The following is a 23,029-nucleotide window of genomic DNA, read 5'->3' as shown; positions in this document are numbered from 1 at the left end:
TTTACTGATCCGTTCTCAAGTATTGATACAGGGTTTCGCGACTGATTCCGAATTCACGAGCCAGCTTGGTCTTTTGCTCGCCAGCCTCGACACGTTGGCGCAGTTCGGCAATACGCTCAGACGACAGGGATTTCTTCCTGCCACGGTAGGCCCCGCGCTGCTTGGCGAGCGCGATGCCCTCGCGCTGCCGCTCGCGGATCAAGGCGCGTTCGAACTCGGCGAACGCGCCCATTACCGACAGCATCAGGTTCGCCATCGGCGAGTCCTCGCCGGTGAAGGTCAAATGCTCCTTAAGGAACTCGATGCGTACGCCGCGCTGGGTGAGGCCCTGCACCAGGCGGCGCAGGTCGTCGAGGTTGCGCGCCAGACGATCCATGCTGTGCACCACGACCGTGTCGCCTTCGCGCACGAAGGCGAGCAGCCGTTCCAGTTCGGGCCGCCGTGTGTCCTTGCCCGACGCCTTGTCGGTGAACACTTTATCCACCTGGATCTGTTCGAGCTGCCGTTCTGGGTTCTGGTCGAAGCTGCTGACGCGGACGTAACCGATGCGCTGACCGTGCAAGGTATCCTCCTGAGGGAAATGTGTCAGGAAGAAATCTATGACCCTTGACGGCGTATGTCAATCAATTCGGAAGGCAACTCTATTCTGACGATTTAGCGCCGGATGGTCTGACGCCAAGTTAGGGTATAGCCTAGATTGACATGCGCGATGCAACCCTTAACTTGCTTGCACCTATCGTTTCCATGCTAGCTTTATCGTAACGCTAAAGAAATTGGGCTTAATGCCGAATACAATAAAATAAAACAGCCAACCCTTGAGGCTCTTATGCGCCAGAATTTACCAGTGACGGGTCGAAACTTAGAACTCCCAAAAGATACCAATATTCTTTCGACTACCTCCCCTCAAAGCCATATCACGTACATTAATCCTGACTTCATTAAAATCAGTGGTTTCACTGAGGAAGAACTATTAGGCCAGCCTCACAACATCGTAAGACACCCAGATATGCCGCCTGCTGCATTTGAGCATATGTGGAGTACATTAAAATCTGGCCGCTCATGGATGGGGCTAATAAAAAATCGCTGTAAAAATGGCGACCACTATTGGGTAAGTGCTTATGTAACGCCAATAGCTAAGAATGGTTCGATTGTTGAATACCAGTCTGTAAGGACCAAGCCTGAACCTGAGCAGGTTTTGGCTGCGGAAAAATTATATGCTCAATTGAGAAGCGGGAAGGCCGCGAGGCCGAAATGGGCTGCTAGCTTTTCCGTGAAAATACTCTTGCTCATATGGGGTAGTATTATATCAAGCGCAATGGCTGCCGGCATGCTTACTGATACATCAATAAGCAGCTTATTGTTAGCTACTTTAATGTCAGGAAGCTTAAGCTCTGTTAGTGTTTTGGCTATTCTCTCTCCTCTTGGAAGACTGGTTGAAAGAGCCAGGAATATTTCCAATAACCCATTAAGTCAATCCCTCTACACTGGGCGCACCGATGAGTTTGGCCAAATAGAGTTTGCTTTACGAATGATGCAAGCTGAAACAGGCAGCGTAGTAGGTCGCATAGGTGATGCATCAAATCGGCTTAGCGAACACACCCAAAGCCTACTAAAGGATATTGAGTCAAGCAATGTACTTACAGTTGAGCAGCAGGCAGAGACAGATCAAATAGCAACGGCAGTAAACCAAATGGCGGCAAGCATTCAAGAGGTTGCGAGCAATGCACAGCATGCTGCAGATGCGGCCGGAAGAGCAGACACTGAGACGGCATCTGGCCAGCGTCTGGTAGCCCACACAAGCCAGTCAATCATTGCCCTTGAAGGTGAAATTAGGCAAGCCGCTCAGGTTATTCATGAGCTTGAAGGTCAAAGTAACGAGATATCAAAAGTTCTTGACGTTATACGAGGGATCGCCGAGCAAACGAATTTGTTGGCACTCAACGCAGCAATTGAGGCCGCGCGTGCTGGTGAGCAGGGGCGTGGTTTTGCTGTTGTCGCCGATGAGGTTCGCAGTCTTGCTGCTCGCACCCAGCAATCGACAACGGATATTCAAAGCATGATCAGCGCTCTACAAGAGCGAGCGCAATCCGCTGTTACAGTCATGGAGCAAAGTAGTCGGCAAGCGCACACGAGTGTAGCTCACGCAGAGGAAGCAGCTACAGCTCTTGATGGAATTGGCCAACGTGTTAACGAAATTACCGACATGAACGCGCAAATAGCGACTGCGGTCGAGCAGCAGGGAGCAGTAAGTGAAGACATCAACCGCAGTATTAACAATATACGCGATGCTGCTGATACCAATGTACAGACCGGGCAGAATAATTTGCAAAGTGCGAAATCTGTCGCTCAGTTAACTAGCGCTCTGAGCGAACTGGCAAAACAGTTTTGGGAAAAACGAGGATAACGCTTTTCAGTATCTCGACAGGGATAACTTACTTTACCATCGGTTATCCCTTTTAGCCGCACAAATTTTAGCCATGGCTTTTCAGGAAGTCAGGGCTATCAGAATGGCCTTAGAAAGCCTAGTCAAAGAGCTGTCACGAGAACACCGTTAGCTTAGCGTACGATTTTTTCCGAATTCTGCGGTTCCCCCATCAAGGAGCGTTCGCAGGTCGCCATCAATGAGGGCGAACCGAAGAGCAATCCCTGGGGCGGCCAACTGGTGGGTGGTCCGACCACAGCCAGTACCGGCAATAATGTGGACGACAATATGTCGTTCAGCCAGTTTGCCTGAGTGCGCCTGACGGCCGCCTGATGGCGGCCTTGCTGCGATGAACATGCACCGCAGGGCATATGCCCTGCCGGCGCATGCCATGGTCAGCGCAGGGTGTAGCCGTTGTCGACGATCAGGTCCTGCCCGTGGATGCCCCGTGCGCCCAGCGACAGCAGGTGCAGCATGGCGTCGGCGATCATGGCGGGTTCGAGAAATGCCCCATTCAACAAACGCTGTTTCACTGTCTTGGCCACCGCCGCCAGCGCGTCGTCGCTGAGTTGCAGGGTGCCCCAGATCGGTGTTGCCGTGGGCCCTGGCGATACCATGTTGACCCGGATGTCGTCGGCTGCCAGCTCGACGGCCAGGTTGCGCGCAAAGGCTTTCAGGGCCGCCTTGGAGGCAATGTAGGCGGCGAGGCCGGGAAAGGTTGCCTGCGAGAGAAAGGTGCCGGTGAACACGACCGAGGCTGGGCGGGCCAGGTGGGCTTTCAGGCTGGCCAGGGTATTGAGCGCGCCCGCGCCATTGACGGCCCATTGCCGCTCGAAGGCTGCGGCATCCAGGCCATCGGCCAACTGGGCGATCCCGGCATTGGGGGCCAGGTAGTGTATCGGGCCCAGGGTGTGCGCATACCGGGCCAGCCTGGCGAGGTCGTCGGCGCGGCTGATGTCGCCTTCAAGCCAGGTCAGTCGTTCTCCGTAGTGTTCCTGCAAAGCCCCCAGCTCACCCTGGTGACGGCTCATGGCCAACACCCTGGCCCCGGCCTGGAGCAGGCCGGTCGTCAACGCGTAACCGATGCCCGAGCTGGCACCGGTGACCACAGCCAGGCGATTGTCGAATTCGTTGTGCTGCATGGTTTGTCCTTGCATTCAGTGGGTGAGCACTGTGCTGAACACAAACCATGCCAGTATATAAGTTGTTTAAAAACAGTAGGTTGTGATTTTTGTTGTCGTTATGACCTGGAGTTTTTGTGGTCGCGGTGACTCATCGGTGGTCGCGATGACCCGGCCAGGCGAGCGCATTGCCTCCAGGCTCGTTCCGCATAGAATGCGCAGTGGGGACAATCGGTAAAATGTTCTGCACGGACGGATAAAACCACTGTGCGCATTCGCGGCAGGATAACAGCCATGCCAGGCGCCTTTGTGGCGTTCACGCGTTGAGGGCATCGAGGCGGAGGCGCATGGCGCGCTTCCCGTAACCAGGGGGCATGTACAGTGATCAAGCTATCGAAACGCCACGGGCACCATCTTTTTGCGTTGTTGCAGTCGGCCATTACCTGTGCGATTGCCTCGGCAATTGCCAGCCGTCCGCTGTTTCCCGTGGAACGGTTCATGGGGCACTGGTCGAAGGCCTGGGTGTTGTCCTGGCTGATGATGATTCCGGTGGTGCTGTTGATCGCGCCCTGGCTTCGGCGCCTGGTCAATTACCTGACCGACAGCGACAACCTCTGAGCCCACCGCGCAGCGATGGCATCGGCGGGCCTGAGTGAAAACGCCTACAGGGTGAAAAACGATGACGGCACTCGCGAGCGTTTCCGTACGCCGGGGCAAGCCTTCTCGCCTGGGGAACAGGTACGCATCGACGGCATTCGCCTTGTTCACTAGCAGCCCTGGCCCGAACGGCGCCCCGGCCATCATCCATGGGCGCCGTTCGCGCGGACAGCTTCAATCGAGCAGCCAGTCGCTCATCTCGCCCAGGTCACGTACTTCACGGGTCGGGGTGGCGCCCAATTCATCGAACACGGCCCCCTGACGATTGACCCAGCACACCGGAAAGCCGAAGTGCCGGGCGCCGGTCGCATCCCAACTGTTGGACGAGACGAACAGCAGCCTGTCCCTGGGGATGGCCATGGTTTGTTCGGCCAGGCTGTAGACGCGGTTGTCCGGCTTGAACACCTTGACCGTTTCGACACTGATCAGGTGGTCGAATGCCCAGCCCATGTCCGAGTGGCTGACGACCTGCTCGATGGAGTGGTGCGAGCCGTTGGAGGCGATGGCCATGGGCAGGCCGCTTGCTTTCAGCCGCCGCAAGGCCGCGGTCGTGTCCGGGTGGGGAGCCAGGTGCAGGTAGGCCTGGCCGAGCTGCCGCAGAGTGGTTTCATCCGTGGCGAGCCCCAGGTGCTTGCAGGTGTAGCGCAGGGCTTCTTCGGTTCGTTGCTCGAAGCTGGCATAGCGGCCCATGAGGCTGCTCAGCCAGGTGTATTCGAGCTGCTTCTGTCGCCACAGGCGGGAGATGGCCTCACCCTGGCCCGGGTAGGCGCTTTCGCAGGCCTGGACGACGGAGTGCACGTCGTACAACGTGCCGTAGAGATCAAAAACGATGCCTTCAATGGGTTGCATGCCACACCTCTCTGGGGATCGTGTCCGGGGGTCAGCGTGCGCTGGGCACGCTGACCCGGTGAGGCTTACGCCGGGTAGTTGGAGGGGAACAGCGCGCGGCGCATCTGCTCGTCGAGGTCTTTCTTGAAGGCGTGGTCCTTGCCCACTTCACGGGCACGGGCCGCCGCCGGGCGCGCATCGATGGCCTGGAACCAGCGCTGGATGTTGGGGTAGGCGGCCAGCGGGTCGCTTTCGCCCTTGAGCACGCGCGAGGCACGGTCGATCCAGCCCCAGGCTGAGATGTCCGCCAGGGTGTAGCTGTCGCCCACGATGTAGTCGCGCCCGGCGAGGTGCTCATCCAGCACCTGGTAGTGCCGTTCGGCTTCGCGCCGGTAACGGTTGATTGCATAGGGGATGCTCTCCGGCGCGGCATACTGGAAGTGCACGGCCTGGCCGGAGAACGGCCCGATACCCGTGGCGATGAACATCAGCCACGACAGCAGTTCGGGTTTGTCGGTCGGCGCGCCCATGAGCTGCCCGGTCTTTTCGCCGAGGTAGAGCAGGATGGCGGTCGAATCGAACACCCGTGCCTCGCGGCCACCGGGGCCTTCGCTGTCGACGATGGCCGGGACCTTGCCATTGGGGTTGATGGCCCGGAACTGCGCGGTGTGCTGTTCGCCCTTGCCGGTATCGAGAGGAACCAGCTGGTAGGGCAGCCCGGTTTCTTCCAGAAACAGGGCGACCTTGGCCGGGTTGGGCGTGGGGTGGTAGTAGAAATGAATCATGCGGGTGGGGTCCTGTCTTGTGTTTTAGATCGTTCGATCTAGAATAGGGCCGTCTACAGAAAAAGGGCAACACCTGTGTTGGCCTGGCAATGGGAGTACGGATGGCTCGGCCAAGAGAGTTCGATGAGAGGGCGGTGCTCGATGCAGCCGTTCAATGTTTCTGGGCCCGTGGCTATGAGGCCACTTCGGTGCGTGACCTGGCCCAGGGCATGGGGCTGACCAGTGCCAGCCTGTACAACGCTTTTGGCGACAAGCGCTCGCTGTATCGCCGTGCGCTGGACCATTACGTCGAAGAGGGTTTTGCCGACCGGGTGCGGCGATTCGAAGGCGTCCTGCCGCCGCGCCAGGCCATCGGGGCGTTCTTCGACGAGATACTCGAACGCTCGCTCAACGACCCCCAGCACAAGGGTTGCATGCTGGTGAATTCCGCCCTTGAGGCCTCACCGGACGACCCCGACTTCCAGCGCGCCGTGGCTGCTGTCCTGATACAGATCGAGGCCTTTTTCCGGCGCTGCGTGCTGGCCGGCCAGCACAGCGGCGCCATTACCTGCGCGCAGCCGGCGGACGATCTGGCGCGCCTGCTGCTGGGCATTCTCCTGGGCGTTCGCGTCCTGGCCCGAACGCGGCCGGAGCGTGAACTGCTCGAAGGCATGGTACGGCCAGCGCTGACCCTGCTTGACAGTCACTTGAACCTTCACGGGGACCACCAACGATGATCGAGCTCTACTACTGGCCAACACCCAACGGCCACAAGATCACCCTGTTTCTGGAAGAGGCCGGCCTGGACTACCGCATCCACCCGGTGGATATCAGCGCGGGCGACCAGTTCAAACCCGATTTCCTCGCGTTCTCGCCGAACAACCGCATGCCCGCCATCATCGACACTGCGCCGGCCGATGGCGGGGAAGCAGTGACGGTGTTCGAATCCGGCGCCATCCTGCTGTACCTGGCGGAAAAAACCGGGTTGTTCCTGCCCACCGACCTGCGTGGCCGCAAGACGGTGACGGAATGGCTGTTCTGGCAAATGGGCGGGCTTGGGCCGATGGCCGGGCAGAACCATCATTTCGGGATCTATGCACCGGAAAAGATCCCCTACGCGATCAACCGCTACGTCAACGAAACCAACCGCCTCTATGGCGTGCTGGATCGTCGCCTGGCGGACAGCACCTTCGTTGCCGGCGAGCAGTACAGCATTGCCGACATGGCGTGCTACCCCTGGATCGTGCCGTGGAAGAACCAGCAGCAGAACCTCGACGACTTCCCCCATGTGCGCCGCTGGTTCGAGGCCATCGCCCAGCGCCCGGCCACGGTCAGGGCCTACGCCAGGGGTGAGCCGTTCTCCAGCCGCCCGACGGTGACCGAGGCGGGCAAGAAGATCCTCTTCGGGCAGACGGCGGGCAATGTACCGGCCGGGCAATGAGCCCCTGAGCCTGCCGTACCTGCCGTAATAGCCTTGATGCATTCAGCCGTGGGCCTCGGTTCCTGCCCCTCTCTCATAAACGGTAGAGGGGCACGGAGCGCCCACGACCTGAAGCGCACAGCATTGCCTGCGCCAGTCGCATTCAGCGAATGCGCAGCAGCCTGTCCAGCGACCACGCCCCGGCGCCCCGGCCGATGATGACCAGCAGCAATCCGGCCCAGGACAGGTGCGTTGGCCAGGCATCGGGGTAGACGAATACCTGGATGACCGCAGTCATGCCCAGCAGCGCCAGGGCAGACAGGCGCGAGAACAGGCCGACGATCAGCAGCAGCGGAAACACATGCTCGGCATAGGTCGCCAGGTGGGCGGCCAGGTGCGGTGACAGCAGCGGCAGGGCGTATTCGCTACGAAACAGCTCATAGGTACCGGGGGTGATGGTCAACAGCCCCTCGACCTTGGTGCGCCCCGAGAGAAAGAAGATCGCCGCAACGCTGATGCGCGCCACCAGGCTGAGCGTCGAGTCGCTGATCAAGCAGGTCGCAACCTGGTCCCAGCGTTGACGCACTGTGGCGCGGCTGTTGTTGGACGACGGCTGGGTGATATCCATGGCTATTTCCTTCATGCAAGAACAAGGGGAGAGAACACGCGGGCACCCAGCAAGCGGCTGAGCAGGTCGGTAAAGTCCAGGTCGCCTTGCCGCTGCAAGGCCAGGGCCGAGGCCCGCTCCAGATCGTGTCCGGCAGCGCAGGCGTCCAGAAACACGCAGCCAGCGGGTTCGAGCGCGTGCCAGGTGACGCCATCGCAATGGCCCACCAGCAAAGCGCCTTCGCCCTGCCAGGGCAGGTTGTCAGGCAGGTCCACCCCTTCGCGGTTGCAGCGCCAGAGGCTGTAGATCGGTTGCTCGTCGAACCACCGCCAGCGTGCGCTGGCGCGCGGGCGCAGGTGACAGGTTGCCAGTGCCTCGGGCGACACGCCGGCCAGGCTGGCAAGTTCCAGCGCGGGCTCCTGCACGGCACAGAAGGCCTCTATCCACAGGTAGTCGAGTTGGGCCACCGGGCCCAGGTAGGGCAGCTCCCGGGCCGGCTCGAAGGCCGCGAGAAACGCGGGAAAGTCCGCCCCGTAGAAGATCAGGCGGGCATCGCTTGGTGCGCAGGCGTTGGCATGAACGACCGCCGCCGCGCGCAGCCAGTCACGGCCGACCAGGCGTTCGACGCTGGGGAAGTTGTCACACAGCGCCTCGACGCAGCCCTTGAGTACGGTATTGCGGTACACCTGAAAGCCGGGTTGCGCGGTGAGGGCGGACAGTTCCGGGGCGGCACGTACCTGCAAGGCCTCGATGAAGGCGTCCTGGAAGTGTTCGAGACGTCTGATCATTGCGTCGCTCCCAGTCGGTCGAGCATGGCCTGGGCGTGCGCGCGTTCGCCGAGCAATGCCGTGAACGCGGGTACGTTGTCATCGCGCTCGATCAGCGTCGGGCGCGGGCCGATGCGCTGGATCAAGCGCTGATACAGGGCCCAGACCGGGTCAGCGACCGGGGCGTCGTGGGAGTCGATGAGCAACGCACCGCCGGCGTCATGGCTGTGCCCCGCCAGATGAATCTCCGCGACGGCCTGGCCCGGGAAGCGATCGATGTAGGCGGCCGGATCAAAATCGATGTTGTGCGCGCTGACGTGCACGTTGTTGATGTCGAGCAGCAGGGCGCAACCAGTGCGCTGCGTCAGCTCGGTGAGAAAGTCGATTTCATCCCAGTCGTGGCCGTCCAGGTGCAGGTAATGGCTGGGATTTTCGATGGCAATGCTGCGCCCCAGGGCATCCTGGGTACGCTGTATGTTGTCTGCGATGCGTACCAGGGCCTCGTGGCTGCGCGGGAATGGCAACAGGTCCGGGTAATAGTGATTGCGCCAGGTGGACCAGGCGAGGTGTTCGGATACCAGCGCCGGTCGCACGTGGTCTGCCAGCCTGCGCAGGCGCTGGAGGTGCGTCGGGTCGGGGGCGGCGTCCGCCGCCAGGGACAGGGAGACCCCGTGCAGCGACAGCGGATGCCGTTCGCCCACCGCTTCCAGGTGGGCCAGGCGAGCACCGCCAACCATGTAGTTCTCTGGGTGGACCTCAAACCACAGCCCGGCTGCGCTGCAGTCCCGGGCGGCGTCGTAGTGCTCGGCCTTCAAACCAAGGCCGGCACCCAGTGGCATAGGAGCGTGCATGATCGGCGGCGCCTGCGCTCAGGACTTGATCGGCGTGAGCGAGCCCATGCCCTTGGGGGTCTTGATCGAGGTGCAGGTGCCTGCCGGGACGTTCTTCCAGGCATTGCCCTGGTAGTCGACCTTGGAGGTGCCGGCGCAGCTGGTGCCGGCACCGGCGGCGCAGTCGTTCTTGCCGGCCAGGGAGACGCCGTAGCATTTTTCCACGCTTGGCGTGGCCTGGTTGTCGGCCATGGCGGTGGATGCAATGGAGGCGAGGGCGAGTGCGGCGGTAGCGAGGGCGAAGCTTTTCATGGTGTATCTCCGTGAGAGGCTCAATGGCCGCCAGCGCAACGTGACGGTCCGACCAGTAATTCGCTCTGGCGGCGCACTTGGTTACAGCACATCGAATATTTCCTTCGACGTGCTCACGCTCGCCGCCTTGACGCCTGCCCATGCCCCGGGGGCGCAACCACCTGGTGCTACAGCGCGGGAAAATTCACCCAGGCTGTAACCGTTACCCCCTTGGCAGCGAACTACCTCCACAGGGCCTGGCCGGTGCCAACGGCACCGCGCTCGGCCGCACATGGCTTCGATGGCCGGGCGCCCGCTGGTGCCAAGGCCCGCTTGGCATCGGGTAGCAGAGGTAGTTGGACGATGAGGACTGACGAGCTGATTACCCTGCTGGCGACCGGTGTGCCGGCGGTCGACAAGCACCTGTTCGGCAAGCGCTTTGCCCTGGCGCTGGTGGTCAGTGTCCTGGGGGCCGCGTTGCTGATGACCCTGCTGTTCGGGGTACGTCCCGATCTGGCGCAGGTGGCTCGCTTGCCGCTTTTCTACGCCAAGCTGGCGTTGCCGGTCGCGTTGCTGCCGGGGGCGCTGTACCTGACGCGGCGCACCGCGTGTCCGGGCGGGCGGGTCGGCGGCGCCTGGGTCATGCTGTGCATACCGTTGCTGGTGCTGTGGTTGGCCAGTGCCTATACCCTGCTGGAGGCACCGCTGGCCGCCCGCTTGCCATTGACCCTGGGTAGAACCTGGAAGGGTTGCCCGTTCAAGATCCTGCTGCTCTCGCTCCCCGGTATCGTTGCCTTTTCCTGGGCGCTGCGCGGCCTGGCGCCCACCCGGCTGCCCCTGGCCGGGGCGGGTGCCGGTGCATTGGCCGGTACGCTGGCCACCCTGGTCTATTGCCTGCACTGCCCGGAAATGACCGTGCCGTTCTGGGGCGTCTGGTATGTGCTGGGCATGGCCCTGCCCACCGCATTGGGGGCGTTGCTGGGGCGTTGTGTGTTGCGCTGGTAGGGGCTGTCGGCTCAGGCCGGGCCACGGGCCGGGCTGAATTGCCGGGCCAGGCGGGCGAGCAGGTCGGTATCGGGTTGGGGCGCAAGGTCGTCCGCGCTGCCGGTTTGCCCGGTTGCACGCAGTGCCAGGGCAGCGTCCGGGGTGGGGCGAACCAACTCGTAGCCGCTGGCGCACGAAGGGCAGAAGACATGATCGCCCTCGACGTGAGCCTGCTGTAGGACCACGGTAGGGCCGCACATCGCGCAGCGACGCAGGGGAATGCCCGCGTCGGTATGCCCCATTACGGCGTCGAGCAGGCCCTCGTGCCCCAGTTCGATGAACAGGCGGCCATAGTGCGTATTGAACTGCGTGCCGAGGTTCTGACCGATGATGCCCAGCGCCCTGTCCAGCGGCATGCCCGGGCGGTAGGCGCGGGAGCTGGTCATGGCGTCGAAGGCGTCACAGATACCGGTAATGGCGGCCATCGTGGAAATATCCGCTGCGCCGAGCCCGTGGGGATAACCGCTGCCGTCTGGGGTTTCGTGGTGCGAGGCCACGGCATCCATCACCAGCGCGGCTATCGGATGGGTTTCGAGCATGCGCCGGCCGATTTCCGGGTGCGTGCGGATCACCGCGTATTCGTCATCGTTCAGCGGGCCGGGCTTTCTCAATATGGCATCCGGGATGCCGACCTTGCCCAGGTCGTGAACGAAACCACCCAGGGCAAGGCGCGCCACCTCCGCTGGTGCGAAGCCGCTTTTTTCGGCTTCAGCGCACAGTATTGGGCAACGCGCCAGAGATGGCCGCCGGTGTAGGGATCGCGGGCTTCCACGACCCAGGCCAGCGTCAGCAGGCTGGACAGCAAGGCTTCGTCGATGACAGGGCGCGCGGGGCGCTTGCCCAGCAAGTGGAGAATGTTCATAGGCGTTCCTTGGTCGGGCCGTATGGTTTCAGTCGAATGCCTAGAACGTGAAGTGCCGTATCAGCTCGTTCAGTTCTGCGCCCAGGCTGGAGAGCTCCTGGCTGGCCGAGGCGATGCGAGCACCCGCCTTGGTCGAGTTTTCGGTGATGCTGCGCACGGTGGTGATGTTTTCGTTGATATGCTCGGAAAGCTGTGTCTGCCGGTCTGCGGCGACGACGATCTGTTGGTTGGCCGCCTGGATCGACGCCACCGACTCACGGATTTCCTCGAGTACATGCCCGGCGCTGTGCGCAAGCTGCACGCTGGTGTGGCTCATGCTTTCGCTGCGCTCCATCAGCGTGGTGGCTTCCTGGGTGCCGGTGTGCAGGGCATGGACCAGCGCTTCGATTTCCCGCGTGGAACTCTGGGTGCGCTGCGCCAGCGCCCGCACTTCATCGGCGACCACGGCGAACCCGCGCCCCGATTCACCGGCGCGGGCGGCTTCGATTGCGGCATTGAGCGCCAGCAGGTTGGTCTTGTCGGCGACGTCACGAATCACGTTGAGTACACCACTGATGCGCTCGCCATCATGGCGCAGGCGGGCCATGGCCTGGTTGCACACCTGCACATTGCTGGCCAGGGCTTCGAATTGCTCGACCGCTTCTCTGATGACCCGGTCGCCCTCGACGCTGCGGGCTTCGGTGGTGATCGCCAACTGTGAGGCCTGGCGCGCGTCCTCGGCCACATGCCGGGCGCTGGCGACCATTTCGCCCATGGCCGTCGCCACCTGTTCGGTCTGGTGGCGCTGGTCGCTGAGCCCGGCACTGCTGCGGGTCGCCACGCCCGACAGGTCGGTCGCCGATACCGTCAGGCGTTCGGTGCTCGCACCGATATGGCCTATGATCTGCCTGAGATGACGCGCCATTTCCCGCATGGCATCCATCAACTGACCCAGTTCATCGTGCAGGCGATGGTCCAGGTTGCCGGTGAGGTCCCCGGCGGCGATGTGCCGTGCCAGGGCCAGGGCCCGATGCAGTTGCGGCACGATCTGCCGGGTGATCAGCCAGGCGGCGCCGAGGCCCAGCAGCAATGCCAGTGCCTGGGCCACCAGCAGTTCGCCATGGGCGGAGCGCACATCGGTATCGCGCCCCTGCACCTGTTGCTGGTAGGCGATCGTGGCGAGTCGTTGCAGCTCCTCGGAGTGTGCGAGCAGGGTCTGCTTCACCGATTCGCTCTGGCTCACGCTGCTTTGCAACTCCTTTACCCGGTCCTGGTAGGCCAGCACGGCCCGCAACCCTTCCACCAGTTGCGCCTGCAGGGTGTCGTTGGGTAGCCGCTCCCACAGTTCATTGCCGCGATTGCGTATGCTGTCGGCGGTCTGGGCCACCCGCTGTTCGCCTTCGGCTGTGGGGCGGGCGATGTAGCTCTGGACCTGCTCGCGCAGCCGGGAAATGATGGTTTCGAGCTCAACGATCATGCGCGCCCGCTCGATGCTCTGCGGGTCGCCGCCCGGCAGCAGGTCAAACAGTGCCTGGCGGACATTGCCGAAGTGCTGCTCGATGGCCTCGATGGCGGGGAGCATGGCCTTTTCTGCGCTTGTCGCCTGGTGGCGTGCCGTTACCAGCTTGTCGAATGCTTGTTCGTAGTCTCCCGCCACGGCGCTGATGTGATCCAGGGTTTCGCGGGCCTCGGGGCCCAGGCTGGCGCGGATTTCATTCACCCGCGCACCCAGCTTCTCGACCTCGCGGGTGTAGGCCTGGGCAGCACTGCTCTGGCCATTGCGGTCGAATTCGTTTTCCTTGAGGCGAACCGCCGCGATCAGGGTGGCGAGAGAGGCACTCTCGACCAGCGCTTCGCTGCGGTCGGTCAATTGATTGATGCTGCGCAGGGCGATCCCGGACAGCGTGATCGATAGCAGTAGCACCGCGCCAAAGCCCAGGGTCAATTTGCCATGGACTGACTTACCGAAGAACCGACCCACTACGGCGAACATGCTGAACGCTCCCTGATCGTTGAAACGGCCTGGCGCGTTGCCTGTCGTATCGGCAAGGCGTCAGGGAATACACAACGTTGGTGCTTGCATCCCGCCGGGCTGCGGCCTGCATGGGCGCAGCGTGGTGACGGGCAGGCGGTGCTAAAGCGGTGCGCCGGCCACGCCACGCATCGGTGCCGTGCGGGCGTGGTCGGCAACCCCGTGGGTCAGGACTTGATCGGCGTGAGCGAACCCATGCCCTTGGGGGTCTTGATCGAGGTGCAGGTGCCTGCCGGGACGTTCTTCCAGGCATTGCCCTGGTAGTCGACCTTGGAGGTGCCGGCGCAACTGGTGCCGGCACCGGCGGCGCAGTCGTTCTTGCCGGCCAGGGACACGCCGTAGCATTTTTCCACGCTTGGCGTGGCCTGGTTGTCGGCCATGGCGGTGGATGCAATGGAGGCGAGGGCGAGTGCGGCGGTAGCGAGGGCGATGCTTTTCATGGCATATCTCCGTAATGGACTGGATGGCCGTCAGCTCGGTGTGACGGTCCGACAGGTAATTCGTCGTAGCAGTCGATACGGTTACAGCGCGGCAGAAAAATGTTGAGATTTCTTTCGGTGCACCTGCGCCGATTGAAACCTTTGGCGTTGCGGCCGATATGATGCAGTCTGGGCTCAATGAAAAATATCCACCTGCGGTGTAACTAAGGCGGCCAATGGAGCGAACTACAAGCTATGAGGTCATGGCCACGCGCGAAGAGCGCCTGCAGTCATTGCTTCTGGGTGGGTTGGCAGGCGACGAGGCCGCATACCGCGAATTCCTCACCGCGCTCAGTTCGCACCTGCGCGGTTTCCTTCGCCGACGCCTGGCGCAGCGCCCGGGAGAGGTCGAGGACCTGTTGCAAGAGGTACTGCTGGCCGTGCACAACGCAAGGCACACCTATCGCGCCGAACAGCCGCTGACCGTGTGGGTGCAGGCGATCGCCCGCTACAAGCTGGCCGATCACTTCCGTGCGTTCGCCCGCCGCGATGCGCTGTCCGATTCGCTGGACGAAGACATGTTCGAGGTGGAGGATAGCCGCCCGGCGGAGGCCCGGCGTGATCTGGGCAAGCTGTTACAGCACCTGCCCGAGCGTCAGCGTCTGCCCATCATTCATGTGAAACTGGAAGGCCGTTCGGTAGAGGAAACGGCTCAACTGACCGGTCTTTCCAGTTCTGCGGTCAAGGTAGGTATCCATCGCGGCCTGAAAGCGCTGGCGATGGTGATCAGAGGTAAACAGAGCCATGAAAACGGATGACCTGATTTCCATGCTTGCTGCGGGTGAGCCTGCAATGGACAGGCTGGCCATGGCCAAGCGTTTCGCCCTGGCACTGCTCGTCGGCGGTGTCGCGGCAGTTGTGCTGATGGCGTTGTATTTCGGGGTGCGGCCAGACCTGGCCGAAGTGGCGCGCACACCGGTGTTCTGGGCCAAGCTCGCCTTGCCCGGGAGTCTCGCCCTGGGCTCGTTGTGGCTTTCCACGCGCCTGGCTCGGCCGGGTGTCGAAGGCGGTGCGGCCTGGGCGTCGCTGTGTCTGCCCATCATCGTTGTGTGGCTGGCCGCGATAGCGGCCCTGTGGCAAGCACCGACCGAGGCACGCATGCCCATGCTGCTGGGCATAAGCTGGAAAGAATGCCCATTCAACATCGCGATGCTTTCCGTGCCGGGTTTTATCTCGGTGTTCTGGGCCTTGCGTGGCCTGGCCCCGACCCGTCTGCGCCTGGCAGGCGCAGGCGGCGGCCTGCTTGCCGGCTCCACCGCAACCCTGGCCTACTGCCTGCACTGCCCGGAAATGGAGGTACCGTTCTGGGGCGTCTGGTACCTGTCCGGCATGCTGCTGCCCGCCCTGTTCGGCGCTATCGTCGGCCCCTACCTGCTGCGCTGGTAACGAACCCGCCCGGCGCACACCTGCTGCCGGGCCAGGGCGCCGGGGCTGCGCAGGCGCGATGAACACGGCGGCAGGGCTTGAATGACGCCGCCCCTTGGGCTCACCCTTTGCACCTGCCAGAAACCACCACCCACCCGCAGGAACCCCGATGCAACCCACGCCTCCCCAGCTGATCCGCGAAACCTTCCCCGTCGGGCCTTTGCAGTGCAACTGCAAAGCCTGGCGTCATGCCGGGGCCTTAAAGTACAGCCTGTAAGCGTTAAATCCCTTTATTTCCCTGGGCTGCGTCGGCGCTCTCGATAATCGTCGATCACGCTGAATCATCATTATTCACAGCTTCAGTGTGACAAAAGTGTGCCATGGTGGTTGCGCGGATGACTGCCAATGATTAGTCTGAATACGAACGCGCCGGCGAGGTACGAGAAATGCCCTGGCCTGAGGCCCCCCACTATCTGTTAATGGTGTGGCAGCCGATGAAGGTTAGCAGGGTCCCTCGGCCCGGCACCGTGGCAGTAGTAAGCGGACGAGACTGTCACGGAAGAAAGGATGCCCTCTCTCGGGGGTAATCGCCTGATTGACACCAAGCTACCGGCATTGATGGGGCCGGAAAATAATCGGCGCGGTGCGGAGGAAAGCGTGGGCGACTGTGGGTACAACCCCGCGTCTGGATGATCGCATCCTGGAACTGAAGCAGCAGTTCCACTTGCTCAATCACCAGCGCTGCCGTGGACCCATCCAAACCTGACCTTCTGGTCGGGCGAGGATGAATCATGTCGCTCGAAAAGCTTCTCACCGTTACTGATCTCGCTGAGATCCTAGGCCGGTCTACCGGCACCATCAAAAACCAGCATTCAAAGAATCCCTCGCGCTTGCCTCCTGTTTGCCGCATTCCTGGTGCAGGCAGACTATTGTGGCGTCGTGCGGATGTTGAGAGTTGGCTGCAGCTGCATGTTGTTCAACTCGACTTAATTGACTCTGCTGGGCCTGTCGCAAAACGAAAGCCTGGTCGACCTCGGAAGTCCGAGCGAATGACTCAGCGAGGAGGCACTTATGCATAAGTGCCATAAGGTCACAAAGTCCAATAGCCTGATCGCAGCAAGCTATAGATTAACTCTCAATGAACATCGCCTAGTCTTGGCTGCTATTAGTCAGATTGATCCCAGAAAACCGTTACCTCGTCCTATTCGGGTTTGCGCTCATGATTTTGCAGAGTTGTATGATGGGGTTTGGGGAGCAATGGAACAGAAAGTGCACTTAAGCCCTACCAGCGCCGTTCAGAGCCTTCTTCCCAGGCATCGGCTTCGATAAAGCAGTTGCGCATGTCGGCTTCCTGGCTGATCTCGGTCAGCAAGTCATGCACGGTCTTGTCCAGCTCATCGTCGCTCCGATACGGAATGGCCAGTTCGTAGTTGCCCGACTCCAGCCGTTTCATACTGTAGGGCTCCAAGCAGTAGCGCTCGATATTTTCCTTGGCCCGTTTCCGGCCGCGAACGAACTTGCTGTTGTTCACCACCGCCAGGCGCAGCGTGACGGTGGCCACCTGCTCGGCGGCGGGCTCTGCCGGCGACGCGACATTGCGTTGCTGACCTCGCGGCTGGGCGCTCTTCTGGTGTGCGCCGATCTCAACACCACGATGGCGCAGGTAGCTGTACAGCGTGCTCTTGGAGATGTGTAACTTCTCGCCGATGGCGCTGACGCTCAGGCGGCCCTCGCGGTACAGCGTCTCGGCCGCCATGGAGGTGGCCTCGGCCTTGGCTGGGAGGCCCTTGGGACGGCCACCGATCCGGCCCCGCGCCCGCGCGGCCGACAAACCCGCCTGAGTCCGCTCGCGGATCAGCTCGCGCTCGAACTCGGCCAGCGAGGCAAACAGGTTGAACACCAAGCGACCTTGGGCGTGGGTGGTGTCGATTGGGTCATTCAGGCTCTGCAAGCCGACCTTGCGCTCTGCCAGCTCGCCGACCAGCTCGACCAGGTGTTTGAGGGAGCGCCCGAGGCGATCCAGCTTCCAGATCACCACGGTGTCGCCCGCTCGAACATGGGCTAGCAACTTGTCCAACTCCGGCCGGGCGCTTTTCGCGCCGCTGGCGATGTCTTGATAGATGCGTTCGCACCCGGCCTGTTTCAGGGCATCGACCTGGAGGTCGGCGTTCTGATCCCGAGTGCTCACCCGCGCATAACCGATCTTCATCAAAAGTACCGTTTACTCGACTACGTTAGTAATAGTTGAACTTTGATTAAGCGTACCAGTTATTTGAACCGTAGCGCAGGTAGGTTAACCAGCCGATTCCTGTCCACTTAAAGTTCGGCAAAACGAAGGTTTTTTTGAACCATTGCATAGCCCTTTGTGATTGGCGTATAAACACACAAACACCTACTAGCGGGGAACGCCATGAATACGATTCGCTGGAATGTCGCCGTCTCGGCCGACACCGACCAGTCGCTTCGGATGTTTCTGGCCAGCCAGGGCGGTGGCCGGAAAGGCGACCTGTCGCGCTTCATTGAAGAGGCGGTGCGGGCCCACATCCTGGAACTGACGGCCGAACAGGCCAAGGCCGCTAATGCCCATCTGAGCGAGGCAGAGCTGACCGAAGCGGTTGACGAAGCGCTCGACTGGGCACGTAAGCGCTGATGCGGGTCGTGTTGGATACCAACATCCTGTTCAGCGCACTGATCTCGCCGCATGGCGCGCCCGATGCGATCTACCGTGCCTGGCGGGCGGCGCGTTTCGAGGTAGTGACCTCGCGGATGCAGCTCGATGAAATCCGCCGAGCCAGCCGCTACCCCAAGCTCCAGGCCATCCTTCAGCCCGCCAAAGTGGGAGCCATGATCAATAACCTGCAACGGGCTGTGGTACTGGAGCGTCTGACCATCGAGGTCGAAGCCGATGATCCGGATGACTCGTTTCTGCTGGCCATGGCCCTGGCAGGCGATGCGGACTACCTGGTGACCGGTGATCGCCGCGCCGGCCTGCTGCAACGCGGGCACATCGAACGCACGCGGATTGTCACGCCCGCCGTGTTCTGCGCCGAGGTGCTGTGATCGATGCCGGTCGGTTTTCTGACCCAGGAGCAACGCGACGGTTTTGGCCGCTATGTCGATGCCCCCAGTCGTGAGGAGCTGGAACGCTACTTCCACCTGAGCGACGACGACCACAAAATCCTCCTACCGCTGCGCGGCGAGCACAACCGCCTTGGCTACGCCACCCAACTGACCAGCATCCGCTACCTGGGCACTTTTCCCGACGACTTTTCAGCCGTCCCCCAAGAGGTGCTGCAAGCGCTCAGTCGCCAGTTAGGCATTACCGATCCAACTTGTATCCTGGCCTATGCCGAAACCCGCCAACGTCAACGTCATGCCGCCGAGATTCAGGAGCGTTACGGCTATCGGGTGTTTGCTGATTCCAGCGTCGGCTTTCGACTTGCCCGCTGGCTGTATGCGCTCTGTTGGACAGGGACAGATCGTCCTGGCGAGTTGTTCAATCGGGCGACGACCTGGTTGCTGACGCACAAGGTTTTACTGCCCGGCGTCACCGTTCTGGAACGGTTCATCGCCCAACTGCGCAGCCGGGTCGAAGAACGCCTCTGGCTAACCCTTGGCCGCAGTGTGAGCGAGGCGCAACGGCAGCAGCTACAGGACTTGCTGCTGGTCGCCGAAGGCAACCGCAGTTCCCGGCTGGATCAACTGCGCTCCGGCCCGGTGATGGTCAGTGGCCCCGCACTGATTCGGGCGCTGCGCCGGCTTGATGACGTGCGCGGCATCGGCATCGCCTTGCCAGCGGCGGCGCACATCCCGCCCAGCCGTATCGCGGCCCTGGCTCGCTTCGCCAACACCGCCAAGGTCACGGCGATCAACCGGCTGCCGGCGTCGCGGCGGATGGCGACACTGGTGGCGTTCGCCCTGTGCCTGGAGGCCACCGCGCACGACGACGCCCTGGAGGTCCTGGAAGCGCTGTTACGCGACCTGTTCAGCAACGCGGAGAAGGCCGACAAGAAAGCCCGCATGCGCAGCCTGAAAGACCTGGATCGCTCGGCGGCGACGCTCGCCGCCGCGTGCAAGGTCGTGCTGGACAGCTCAATCAGCGATGACAACGTGCGCGCCCGGCTGTTCAACGACCTGCCGAGGGCCTCGCTGGAGAAAGCCCTGGAAGATGTCAATGCGCTGATCCGCCCGGTTGACGATGTGTATTTTCTCGCCCTGGAGGCGCGCTACCGCAGTGTGCGCCGTTTCCTGCCCGACCTGCTCAAGCACATCCGCTTCGGCTTCAGCCCGGCCGGCAAAGGCGTGGTCGCCGGCCTGGATTGGTTGCAGCTGAACCTGCCCCGCCGGAAACCGGAGGATGACGCGCCGCAGGAGATCGTGGCCAAGGCTTGGCAGAAGCACATTACCCGCGAGGATGGCTCCCTCGACATGGGCGCCTATGTGTTCTGCACGCTCGATGCGCTGCGCACGGCCCTGCGCCGGCGCGACGTGTTCGTCTCGCCCAGTTGGCGCTATGCCGACCCGCGTCTCGGCCTGCTCGACGGTGCCGAATGGCTGGCGGCGCGGCCGATCATCTGCCGCTCGCTGGGCCTGACCATTGACGCCGGCACCACCTTGGATGCGCTGAGCGCCGAGTTGGATGCGACCTGGCAGGCGGTCGCGGCCCGCCTACCCGACAACCCCGCGATCCAGCTGAGCGAGAACGCCGAGGGCAAGACCGAGCTCTCGCTCGGCACACTGGACAAGCTGGAGGAGCCGAACTCGCTGCTGCAACTGCGAGCAGCCGTGGCTGATCTGATGCCGCGTGTCGATCTGCCGGAAATCCTCTTGGAAATCGCCGCTCGCACCGGCTTCGCCGAGGCCTTCACCCATGTGTCCGAGCGCAATGCGCGGGCCGACAACCTGGTCACCAGCCTCTGCGCGGTGCTGCTGGGTGGGGCCTGCAACACCGGCCTGGAGCCGCTGATCCGCACCGACAATCAGGCGCTACGCCGCGACCGGCTGTCCTGGGTCAGCCAGAACTATATCCGTGACGACACGCTGTCAGTGGCAAACGCCATTCTGGTGGGGGCGCAGAGCCAACTGGAGCTGGCCCAGGTCTGGGGCGGCGGCGAGGTCGCCTCCGCCGATGGCATGCGCTTCGTGGTACCGGTGCGCACCGTGCATGCTGGCCCCAACCCGAAGTATTTCGGCACCGGCCGGGGCGTCACCTGGTACAACTTGATTTCCGATCAGTTCTCCGGCCTCAACGCCATCACCGTGCCCGGCACCCTGCGCGACAGCCTGGTGCTGCTGGCCGTGGTGCTGGAACAGCAGACCGAGTTGCAGCCGACGCAGATCATGACCGACACCGGGGCCTACAGCGATGTGGTGTTTGGGCTGTTCCGCCTGCTCGGCTACCACTTCAGCCCGCGCCTGGCCGACGTCGGCGGTACCCGTTTCTGGCGCACGCGCCCGGAGGCGGATTACGGCAAACTCAACGGCCTGGCCCGGCAGTCGGTCAAGCTCGATCTGATCGCCGAGCACTGGGACGACCTGCTACGCCTGGCCGGCTCGCTCAAGCTCGGCCGAGTGCCGGCCACCGGCATCATGCGCACCCTGCAAACAGGGGATCGTCCCACCCGCCTGGCCCAGGCGCTGGCTGAGTTCGGTCGCATCGAGAAGACCTTGCACACCCTGACCTACATCGACGACGAGTCCAAGCGCCGCGCCACCCTGACCCAGCTGAACCGGGGCGAAGGCCGCCACAGCCTGGCCCGCGCCGTGTTCCACGGCAAACGCGGCGAGCTGCGCCAGCGCTACCGCGAAGGCCAGGAGGACCAGCTCGGCGCCCTCGGCCTGGTGGTGAACATCATCGTGCTGTGGAACACCCTCTACATGACGGCGGCCGTAGAACGGCTCAGGCAGCACGGCTACCCGGTGCTGGAGGAGGATGTCGCGCGGCTCTCGCCACTGATCCACGAGCACATCAACATGCTGGGCCGTTACTCCTTCGCGGTGCCGGAAGAGGTTACCCGCGGCGAACTGCGGCCGCTGCGCAATCCGGACGACGACCAGTAGGTGTAACGGCCTGGGTTCGAAATCGGCCGGGCACCGCACTCGATGCCACTTCCAGCTCAGACGGATTGCGACTGACGGAGTCCTCGGGCTCACGCTTTCTGCGACCAGCAAGAGCCACTTTTCCGGTGCAGCGCGAATTAGCCGTCCTGACGGGTACTGACCTTTTGTGTGCAGGGGTGATCAGGCTCGGATGCCGCCCTCTTATCTGCTCGCGACATGAAACGCTGATAGCACTCCAGGCCACAGAAGTGCACGACATACTCGGAACCTTCCGGCGTCAGTGCGGCGTCAAGGGGAATGTCCTTGCAGCATTCGCAGCAGCTGATGGTGGAGGTGTTGTTTGTGTTCATGATGGGGGTTCCTCCATCGTCCAAGAAAACCTAGCAACGCTTTCCCCCCGTGACTGAGCGCCGATCGACCTGCAGCCTCCCTGCCCAACTCGGCAGTGGTGGTCGCGCCGTGCTCCGAGCGGGTCACGGTCGCTTCCGAAAGGCCTGCAATGCCGCTCGCAGGAAGAGGATGAAGAAAACCGCCAGCACGAGCGTCGCGAGGCTCCACTGCTCGCTGACGAACGCGCCGGCCGCTGTCCCCGAAAGCAGCAATGCCAGCACCGGCAGATGGCAAGGGCAGGTGAGCGCGGCGAGCACGCCCCAGGTGTAAGCACGCCAGCGGAAGACCTTGCTTGACTCAACGTGATCGGCGTTACGCATAGGCAGAACCTTCGCCGGCGCAATGAGTCAGCCCGGCCAGCTGGGTTGCCACTGCGGCTAAGGCCGCCTGCCGTGCCGTGACTAGCCGGAGCAGGCACTCGACGCAGCCGATCAAGTCGGCGCCATCGTCCGCATCGAGCGCCCGGCAGAGCCGTGCCAATTCGTCGAGCCCGATACCAGACTCGAAGGCGGCGCGCACGAAGCGCAGACGCGCCAGGGACCGCTCATCGAAAATGCCGTAACCGCTCTCCGTGCGCCGCGCGGGGTGCAGCAAGCCACGCAGCACATAGTCGCGCACCACATGCACGCTGACGCCCGCGTCCTCGGCCAGTCTGGATATGGTGTAGGCATTCATCACCGACACTCCCGGTCTTCCCCGCAAACTAGGGCGCTCAGATATTTCCTTCCGGCTAGGCGTTCAGGTAGCCAGATGAGCAATGGCGTAACCCCTAGTGCCAGGAGCAACCACAGCCGGGAGTGATACTCGCCGTTTGGGGCAAACCCATAAGCCAGCAGCGCACCCAGCGCGAGCATCAGGAAATACGGCCCGGTGATGTAGCAGTGAAGGCGGCGACAGCGCGCGGCGTTGACCAGGCAGGCGCCGCCCATCACGAGTAGCGCGGCGCTCGCTGCCAGGAACAACGCAGGGCGTCGATCCGCCAGAACAAGCGCTATGGTCGCCACGACGGCAGGCAGCCCCCATAAGCTGATTACCTGCCAGGTCTTGCGCAGGCTGTCGCGACTGCCGAGATCGCTTGCCGTGTCGTTCATGCTTCAACCTCGCGCGCTCA

General features: G+C 62.4%; 29 protein-coding genes and 2 pseudogenes. 13 read left to right on the top strand and 18 right to left on the bottom strand.

The window, feature by feature from the left end; translation table 11 throughout:
- Position 1: 1 nt before the first annotated feature.
- Positions 2-562, bottom strand: coding sequence for a recombinase family protein (locus LMH93_RS28510; protein WP_003124096.1), 561 nt, complete (start codon positions 560-562; stop codon positions 2-4).
- A 264-nt stretch (positions 563-826) separates the two neighbouring features.
- On the opposite strand from LMH93_RS28510, the pseudogene LMH93_RS30035 reads away from it, so the two are divergent.
- Both LMH93_RS30035 and LMH93_RS30030 read left to right on the top strand, forming a co-directional pair.
- Positions 827-1,480, top strand: a pseudogene (locus LMH93_RS30035) (PAS domain-containing protein); the annotation flags it as partial.
- Between the two features lie 48 nt (positions 1,481-1,528).
- Complete coding sequence (locus tag LMH93_RS30030; protein WP_082469383.1) at positions 1,529-2,404, top strand: methyl-accepting chemotaxis protein; 876 nt, start codon at positions 1,529-1,531, stop codon at positions 2,402-2,404.
- Positions 2,405-2,817: 413 nt separating this feature from the next.
- Here the strand turns inward: LMH93_RS30030 and LMH93_RS28500 are convergent, their stop codons facing one another.
- On the bottom strand, positions 2,818-3,564 hold the full coding sequence (locus LMH93_RS28500; protein WP_060495442.1) for an SDR family NAD(P)-dependent oxidoreductase: 747 nt from the start codon (positions 3,562-3,564) through the stop codon (positions 2,818-2,820).
- Between the two features lie 360 nt (positions 3,565-3,924).
- On the opposite strand from LMH93_RS28500, the gene LMH93_RS28495 reads away from it, so the two are divergent.
- Positions 3,925-4,161: a DUF2798 domain-containing protein gene (locus LMH93_RS28495; RefSeq protein WP_021703070.1), complete on the top strand. Its 237-nt coding sequence runs from the start codon at positions 3,925-3,927 to the stop codon at positions 4,159-4,161.
- A gap of 213 nt (positions 4,162-4,374) precedes the next feature.
- Here the strand turns inward: LMH93_RS28495 and LMH93_RS28490 are convergent, their stop codons facing one another.
- Positions 4,375-5,049, bottom strand: coding sequence for a haloacid dehalogenase type II (locus tag LMH93_RS28490; protein ID WP_021703071.1), 675 nt, complete (start codon positions 5,047-5,049; stop codon positions 4,375-4,377).
- A 65-nt stretch (positions 5,050-5,114) separates the two neighbouring features.
- Positions 5,115-5,813 (bottom strand): glutathione S-transferase family protein, encoded by a 699-nt coding sequence (locus LMH93_RS28485; protein WP_021703072.1) that lies wholly within the window; start codon positions 5,811-5,813, stop codon positions 5,115-5,117.
- Between the two features lie 101 nt (positions 5,814-5,914).
- Here LMH93_RS28485 and LMH93_RS28480 point away from each other — a divergent pair, with 101 nt between their 5' ends.
- Positions 5,915-6,529: a TetR/AcrR family transcriptional regulator gene (locus tag LMH93_RS28480; protein WP_034011914.1), complete on the top strand. Its 615-nt coding sequence runs from the start codon at positions 5,915-5,917 to the stop codon at positions 6,527-6,529.
- Complete coding sequence (locus LMH93_RS28475) at positions 6,526-7,233, top strand: glutathione binding-like protein (protein ID WP_021703074.1); 708 nt, start codon at positions 6,526-6,528, stop codon at positions 7,231-7,233. Before LMH93_RS28480 ends, LMH93_RS28475 begins: the two co-directional genes overlap by 4 nt.
- Positions 7,234-7,375: 142 nt before the next feature.
- Here LMH93_RS28475 and LMH93_RS28470 read toward each other — a convergent pair whose 3' ends face one another.
- The 4 genes from LMH93_RS28470 to LMH93_RS28455 are packed head-to-tail and all read right to left on the bottom strand — an operon-like array spanning position 7,376 to position 9,728.
- Positions 7,376-7,840 (bottom strand): DoxX family protein, encoded by a 465-nt coding sequence (locus LMH93_RS28470; RefSeq protein WP_034011916.1) that lies wholly within the window; start codon positions 7,838-7,840, stop codon positions 7,376-7,378.
- An 11-nt stretch (positions 7,841-7,851) separates the two neighbouring features.
- Positions 7,852-8,607, bottom strand: a complete 756-nt coding sequence (locus LMH93_RS28465) for an HvfC/BufC N-terminal domain-containing protein (protein ID WP_021703076.1) — start codon at positions 8,605-8,607, stop codon at positions 7,852-7,854.
- Positions 8,604-9,437 (bottom strand): MNIO family bufferin maturase, encoded by an 834-nt coding sequence (gene bufB, locus LMH93_RS28460; RefSeq protein WP_021703077.1) that lies wholly within the window; start codon positions 9,435-9,437, stop codon positions 8,604-8,606. The genes LMH93_RS28465 and bufB overlap by 4 nt, the downstream gene beginning before the upstream one ends.
- A gap of 18 nt (positions 9,438-9,455) precedes the next feature.
- Positions 9,456-9,728, bottom strand: coding sequence for a BufA1 family periplasmic bufferin-type metallophore (locus LMH93_RS28455; RefSeq protein ID WP_021703078.1), 273 nt, complete (start codon positions 9,726-9,728; stop codon positions 9,456-9,458).
- 342 nt (positions 9,729-10,070) lie between these two features.
- On the opposite strand from LMH93_RS28455, the gene LMH93_RS28450 reads away from it, so the two are divergent.
- On the top strand, positions 10,071-10,712 hold the full coding sequence (locus LMH93_RS28450) for a DUF1109 domain-containing protein (RefSeq protein WP_021703079.1): 642 nt from the start codon (positions 10,071-10,073) through the stop codon (positions 10,710-10,712).
- Positions 10,713-10,723: 11 nt separating this feature from the next.
- On the opposite strand, the gene LMH93_RS28445 is transcribed toward LMH93_RS28450, so the two are convergent.
- The 5 genes and pseudogenes from LMH93_RS28445 to LMH93_RS28430 all read right to left on the bottom strand — a co-directional run bounded on the left by LMH93_RS28445 (position 10,724) and on the right by LMH93_RS28430 (position 14,064).
- Positions 10,724-11,428 carry an HD-GYP domain-containing protein gene (locus LMH93_RS28445; protein WP_217989954.1) on the bottom strand — a complete coding sequence of 235 codons (705 nt, stop codon included), beginning with the start codon at positions 11,426-11,428 and terminating at the stop codon, positions 10,724-10,726.
- Positions 11,359-11,613 carry a hypothetical protein gene (locus LMH93_RS28440; RefSeq protein ID WP_217989955.1) on the bottom strand — a complete coding sequence of 85 codons (255 nt, stop codon included), beginning with the start codon at positions 11,611-11,613 and terminating at the stop codon, positions 11,359-11,361. The genes LMH93_RS28445 and LMH93_RS28440 overlap by 70 nt, the downstream gene beginning before the upstream one ends.
- 40 nt (positions 11,614-11,653) lie before the next feature.
- Positions 11,654-12,358 carry a methyl-accepting chemotaxis protein gene (locus tag LMH93_RS30025; RefSeq protein ID WP_442800205.1) on the bottom strand — a complete coding sequence of 235 codons (705 nt, stop codon included), beginning with the start codon at positions 12,356-12,358 and terminating at the stop codon, positions 11,654-11,656.
- 198 nt (positions 12,359-12,556) lie between these two features.
- Positions 12,557-13,585 (bottom strand): annotated as a pseudogene (locus LMH93_RS30020) (methyl-accepting chemotaxis protein); the annotation flags it as partial.
- A 206-nt stretch (positions 13,586-13,791) separates the two neighbouring features.
- Positions 13,792-14,064: a BufA1 family periplasmic bufferin-type metallophore gene (locus LMH93_RS28430; RefSeq protein ID WP_021703082.1), complete on the bottom strand. Its 273-nt coding sequence runs from the start codon at positions 14,062-14,064 to the stop codon at positions 13,792-13,794.
- Between the two features lie 215 nt (positions 14,065-14,279).
- On the opposite strand from LMH93_RS28430, the gene LMH93_RS28425 reads away from it, so the two are divergent.
- From LMH93_RS28425 to LMH93_RS28415, 4 genes are all read left to right on the top strand, one after another.
- On the top strand, positions 14,280-14,861 hold the full coding sequence (locus tag LMH93_RS28425; protein ID WP_034011917.1) for a sigma-70 family RNA polymerase sigma factor: 582 nt from the start codon (positions 14,280-14,282) through the stop codon (positions 14,859-14,861).
- Positions 14,848-15,489, top strand: coding sequence for a DUF1109 domain-containing protein (locus LMH93_RS28420; protein ID WP_021703084.1), 642 nt, complete (start codon positions 14,848-14,850; stop codon positions 15,487-15,489). The genes LMH93_RS28425 and LMH93_RS28420 overlap by 14 nt, the downstream gene beginning before the upstream one ends.
- Positions 15,490-16,259: 770 nt before the next feature.
- Positions 16,260-16,547, top strand: a complete 288-nt coding sequence (locus tag LMH93_RS29735) for a helix-turn-helix transcriptional regulator (RefSeq protein ID WP_073656513.1) — start codon at positions 16,260-16,262, stop codon at positions 16,545-16,547.
- A complete protein-coding gene (locus LMH93_RS28415; protein WP_079392336.1) occupies positions 16,540-16,797 on the top strand; it encodes a replication initiation protein in 258 nt (85 codons plus the stop codon). Before LMH93_RS29735 ends, LMH93_RS28415 begins: the two co-directional genes overlap by 8 nt.
- Here the strand turns inward: LMH93_RS28415 and LMH93_RS28410 are convergent.
- The gene (locus LMH93_RS28410; RefSeq protein ID WP_004574516.1) at positions 16,751-17,677 is read right to left on the bottom strand and encodes a recombinase family protein; all 927 of its coding nucleotides are present in this window, start codon (positions 17,675-17,677) and stop codon (positions 16,751-16,753) included. The genes LMH93_RS28415 and LMH93_RS28410 overlap by 47 nt on opposite strands.
- Positions 17,678-17,878: 201 nt before the next feature.
- Between LMH93_RS28410 and LMH93_RS28405 the strand changes: the two genes are divergently transcribed.
- From LMH93_RS28405 to LMH93_RS28395, 3 genes are read left to right on the top strand one after another with little or no spacing between them, the layout of a single operon-like run.
- Positions 17,879-18,118, top strand: a complete 240-nt coding sequence (locus LMH93_RS28405) for a ribbon-helix-helix domain-containing protein (protein WP_004574517.1) — start codon at positions 17,879-17,881, stop codon at positions 18,116-18,118.
- Positions 18,118-18,528 (top strand): putative toxin-antitoxin system toxin component, PIN family, encoded by a 411-nt coding sequence (locus LMH93_RS28400; RefSeq protein WP_004574518.1) that lies wholly within the window; start codon positions 18,118-18,120, stop codon positions 18,526-18,528. The genes LMH93_RS28405 and LMH93_RS28400 overlap by 1 nt, the downstream gene beginning before the upstream one ends.
- A gap of 3 nt (positions 18,529-18,531) precedes the next feature.
- Complete coding sequence (locus tag LMH93_RS28395) at positions 18,532-21,528, top strand: Tn3 family transposase (protein ID WP_004574519.1); 2,997 nt, start codon at positions 18,532-18,534, stop codon at positions 21,526-21,528.
- A gap of 137 nt (positions 21,529-21,665) precedes the next feature.
- Here the strand turns inward: LMH93_RS28395 and LMH93_RS28390 are convergent, their stop codons facing one another.
- The 4 genes from LMH93_RS28390 to LMH93_RS28375 all read right to left on the bottom strand — a co-directional run bounded on the left by LMH93_RS28390 (position 21,666) and on the right by LMH93_RS28375 (position 23,009).
- Positions 21,666-21,878: a DUF3330 domain-containing protein gene (locus LMH93_RS28390; RefSeq protein ID WP_004574520.1), complete on the bottom strand. Its 213-nt coding sequence runs from the start codon at positions 21,876-21,878 to the stop codon at positions 21,666-21,668.
- Positions 21,879-22,001: 123 nt separating this feature from the next.
- Entirely contained in the window at positions 22,002-22,238 is a 237-nt protein-coding gene (gene merE, locus LMH93_RS28385) for a broad-spectrum mercury transporter MerE (RefSeq protein WP_004574521.1), read from the bottom strand.
- Entirely contained in the window at positions 22,231-22,593 is a 363-nt protein-coding gene (merD, locus tag LMH93_RS28380; protein ID WP_004574522.1) for a mercuric resistance transcriptional repressor MerD, read from the bottom strand. Before merD ends, merE begins: the two co-directional genes overlap by 8 nt.
- Positions 22,593-23,009, bottom strand: coding sequence for a hypothetical protein (locus LMH93_RS28375; protein WP_004574523.1), 417 nt, complete (start codon positions 23,007-23,009; stop codon positions 22,593-22,595). Before LMH93_RS28375 ends, merD begins: the two co-directional genes overlap by 1 nt.
- Positions 23,010-23,029 lie beyond the last annotated feature (20 nt).

It is taken from the genome of Pseudomonas sp. CIP-10 (genome assembly GCF_020911845.1).
In the GTDB taxonomy this organism is placed as follows: Bacteria; Pseudomonadota; Gammaproteobacteria; order Pseudomonadales; family Pseudomonadaceae; genus Aquipseudomonas; species Aquipseudomonas alloputida.
The sequence above is the reverse complement of the archived record's forward strand: the minus strand, read 5'-3'. Positions and strand labels throughout refer to the sequence as shown.

Excerpts from the sequence above, each read along its gene's own strand:
- LMH93_RS30030 (WP_082469383.1), top strand. The coding sequence starts at position 1,529 with ATGATGCAAGCTGAAACAGGCAGCGTAGTAGGTCGCATAGGTGATGCA.
- LMH93_RS28500 (WP_060495442.1), bottom strand. The coding sequence starts at position 3,564 with ATGCAGCACAACGAATTCGACAATCGCCTGGCTGTGGTCACCGGTGCC.
- LMH93_RS28490 (WP_021703071.1), bottom strand. The coding sequence starts at position 5,049 with ATGCAACCCATTGAAGGCATCGTTTTTGATCTCTACGGCACGTTGTAC.
- LMH93_RS28485 (WP_021703072.1), bottom strand. The coding sequence starts at position 5,813 with ATGATTCATTTCTACTACCACCCCACGCCCAACCCGGCCAAGGTCGCC.
- LMH93_RS28480 (WP_034011914.1), top strand. The coding sequence starts at position 5,915 with ATGGCTCGGCCAAGAGAGTTCGATGAGAGGGCGGTGCTCGATGCAGCC.
- LMH93_RS28475 (WP_021703074.1), top strand. The coding sequence starts at position 6,526 with ATGATCGAGCTCTACTACTGGCCAACACCCAACGGCCACAAGATCACC.
- LMH93_RS28470 (WP_034011916.1), bottom strand. The coding sequence starts at position 7,840 with ATGGATATCACCCAGCCGTCGTCCAACAACAGCCGCGCCACAGTGCGT.
- LMH93_RS28465 (WP_021703076.1), bottom strand. The coding sequence starts at position 8,607 with ATGATCAGACGTCTCGAACACTTCCAGGACGCCTTCATCGAGGCCTTG.
- bufB (WP_021703077.1), bottom strand. The coding sequence starts at position 9,437 with ATGCACGCTCCTATGCCACTGGGTGCCGGCCTTGGTTTGAAGGCCGAG.
- LMH93_RS28455 (WP_021703078.1), bottom strand. The coding sequence starts at position 9,728 with ATGAAAAGCTTCGCCCTCGCTACCGCCGCACTCGCCCTCGCCTCCATT.
- LMH93_RS28450 (WP_021703079.1), top strand. The coding sequence starts at position 10,071 with ATGAGGACTGACGAGCTGATTACCCTGCTGGCGACCGGTGTGCCGGCG.
- LMH93_RS28440 (WP_217989955.1), bottom strand. The coding sequence starts at position 11,613 with ATGAACATTCTCCACTTGCTGGGCAAGCGCCCCGCGCGCCCTGTCATC.
- LMH93_RS30025 (WP_442800205.1), bottom strand. The coding sequence starts at position 12,358 with ATGGTCGCCAGCGCCCGGCATGTGGCCGAGGACGCGCGCCAGGCCTCA.
- LMH93_RS28430 (WP_021703082.1), bottom strand. The coding sequence starts at position 14,064 with ATGAAAAGCATCGCCCTCGCTACCGCCGCACTCGCCCTCGCCTCCATT.
- LMH93_RS28425 (WP_034011917.1), top strand. The coding sequence starts at position 14,280 with ATGGAGCGAACTACAAGCTATGAGGTCATGGCCACGCGCGAAGAGCGC.
- LMH93_RS28420 (WP_021703084.1), top strand. The coding sequence starts at position 14,848 with ATGAAAACGGATGACCTGATTTCCATGCTTGCTGCGGGTGAGCCTGCA.
- LMH93_RS29735 (WP_073656513.1), top strand. The coding sequence starts at position 16,260 with ATGTCGCTCGAAAAGCTTCTCACCGTTACTGATCTCGCTGAGATCCTA.
- LMH93_RS28415 (WP_079392336.1), top strand. The coding sequence starts at position 16,540 with ATGCATAAGTGCCATAAGGTCACAAAGTCCAATAGCCTGATCGCAGCA.
- LMH93_RS28410 (WP_004574516.1), bottom strand. The coding sequence starts at position 17,677 with ATGAAGATCGGTTATGCGCGGGTGAGCACTCGGGATCAGAACGCCGAC.
- LMH93_RS28405 (WP_004574517.1), top strand. The coding sequence starts at position 17,879 with ATGAATACGATTCGCTGGAATGTCGCCGTCTCGGCCGACACCGACCAG.
- LMH93_RS28400 (WP_004574518.1), top strand. The coding sequence starts at position 18,118 with ATGCGGGTCGTGTTGGATACCAACATCCTGTTCAGCGCACTGATCTCG.
- LMH93_RS28395 (WP_004574519.1), top strand. The coding sequence starts at position 18,532 with ATGCCGGTCGGTTTTCTGACCCAGGAGCAACGCGACGGTTTTGGCCGC.
- LMH93_RS28390 (WP_004574520.1), bottom strand. The coding sequence starts at position 21,878 with ATGAACACAAACAACACCTCCACCATCAGCTGCTGCGAATGCTGCAAG.
- merE (WP_004574521.1), bottom strand. The coding sequence starts at position 22,238 with ATGCGTAACGCCGATCACGTTGAGTCAAGCAAGGTCTTCCGCTGGCGT.
- merD (WP_004574522.1), bottom strand. The coding sequence starts at position 22,593 with ATGAATGCCTACACCATATCCAGACTGGCCGAGGACGCGGGCGTCAGC.
- LMH93_RS28375 (WP_004574523.1), bottom strand. The coding sequence starts at position 23,009 with ATGAACGACACGGCAAGCGATCTCGGCAGTCGCGACAGCCTGCGCAAG.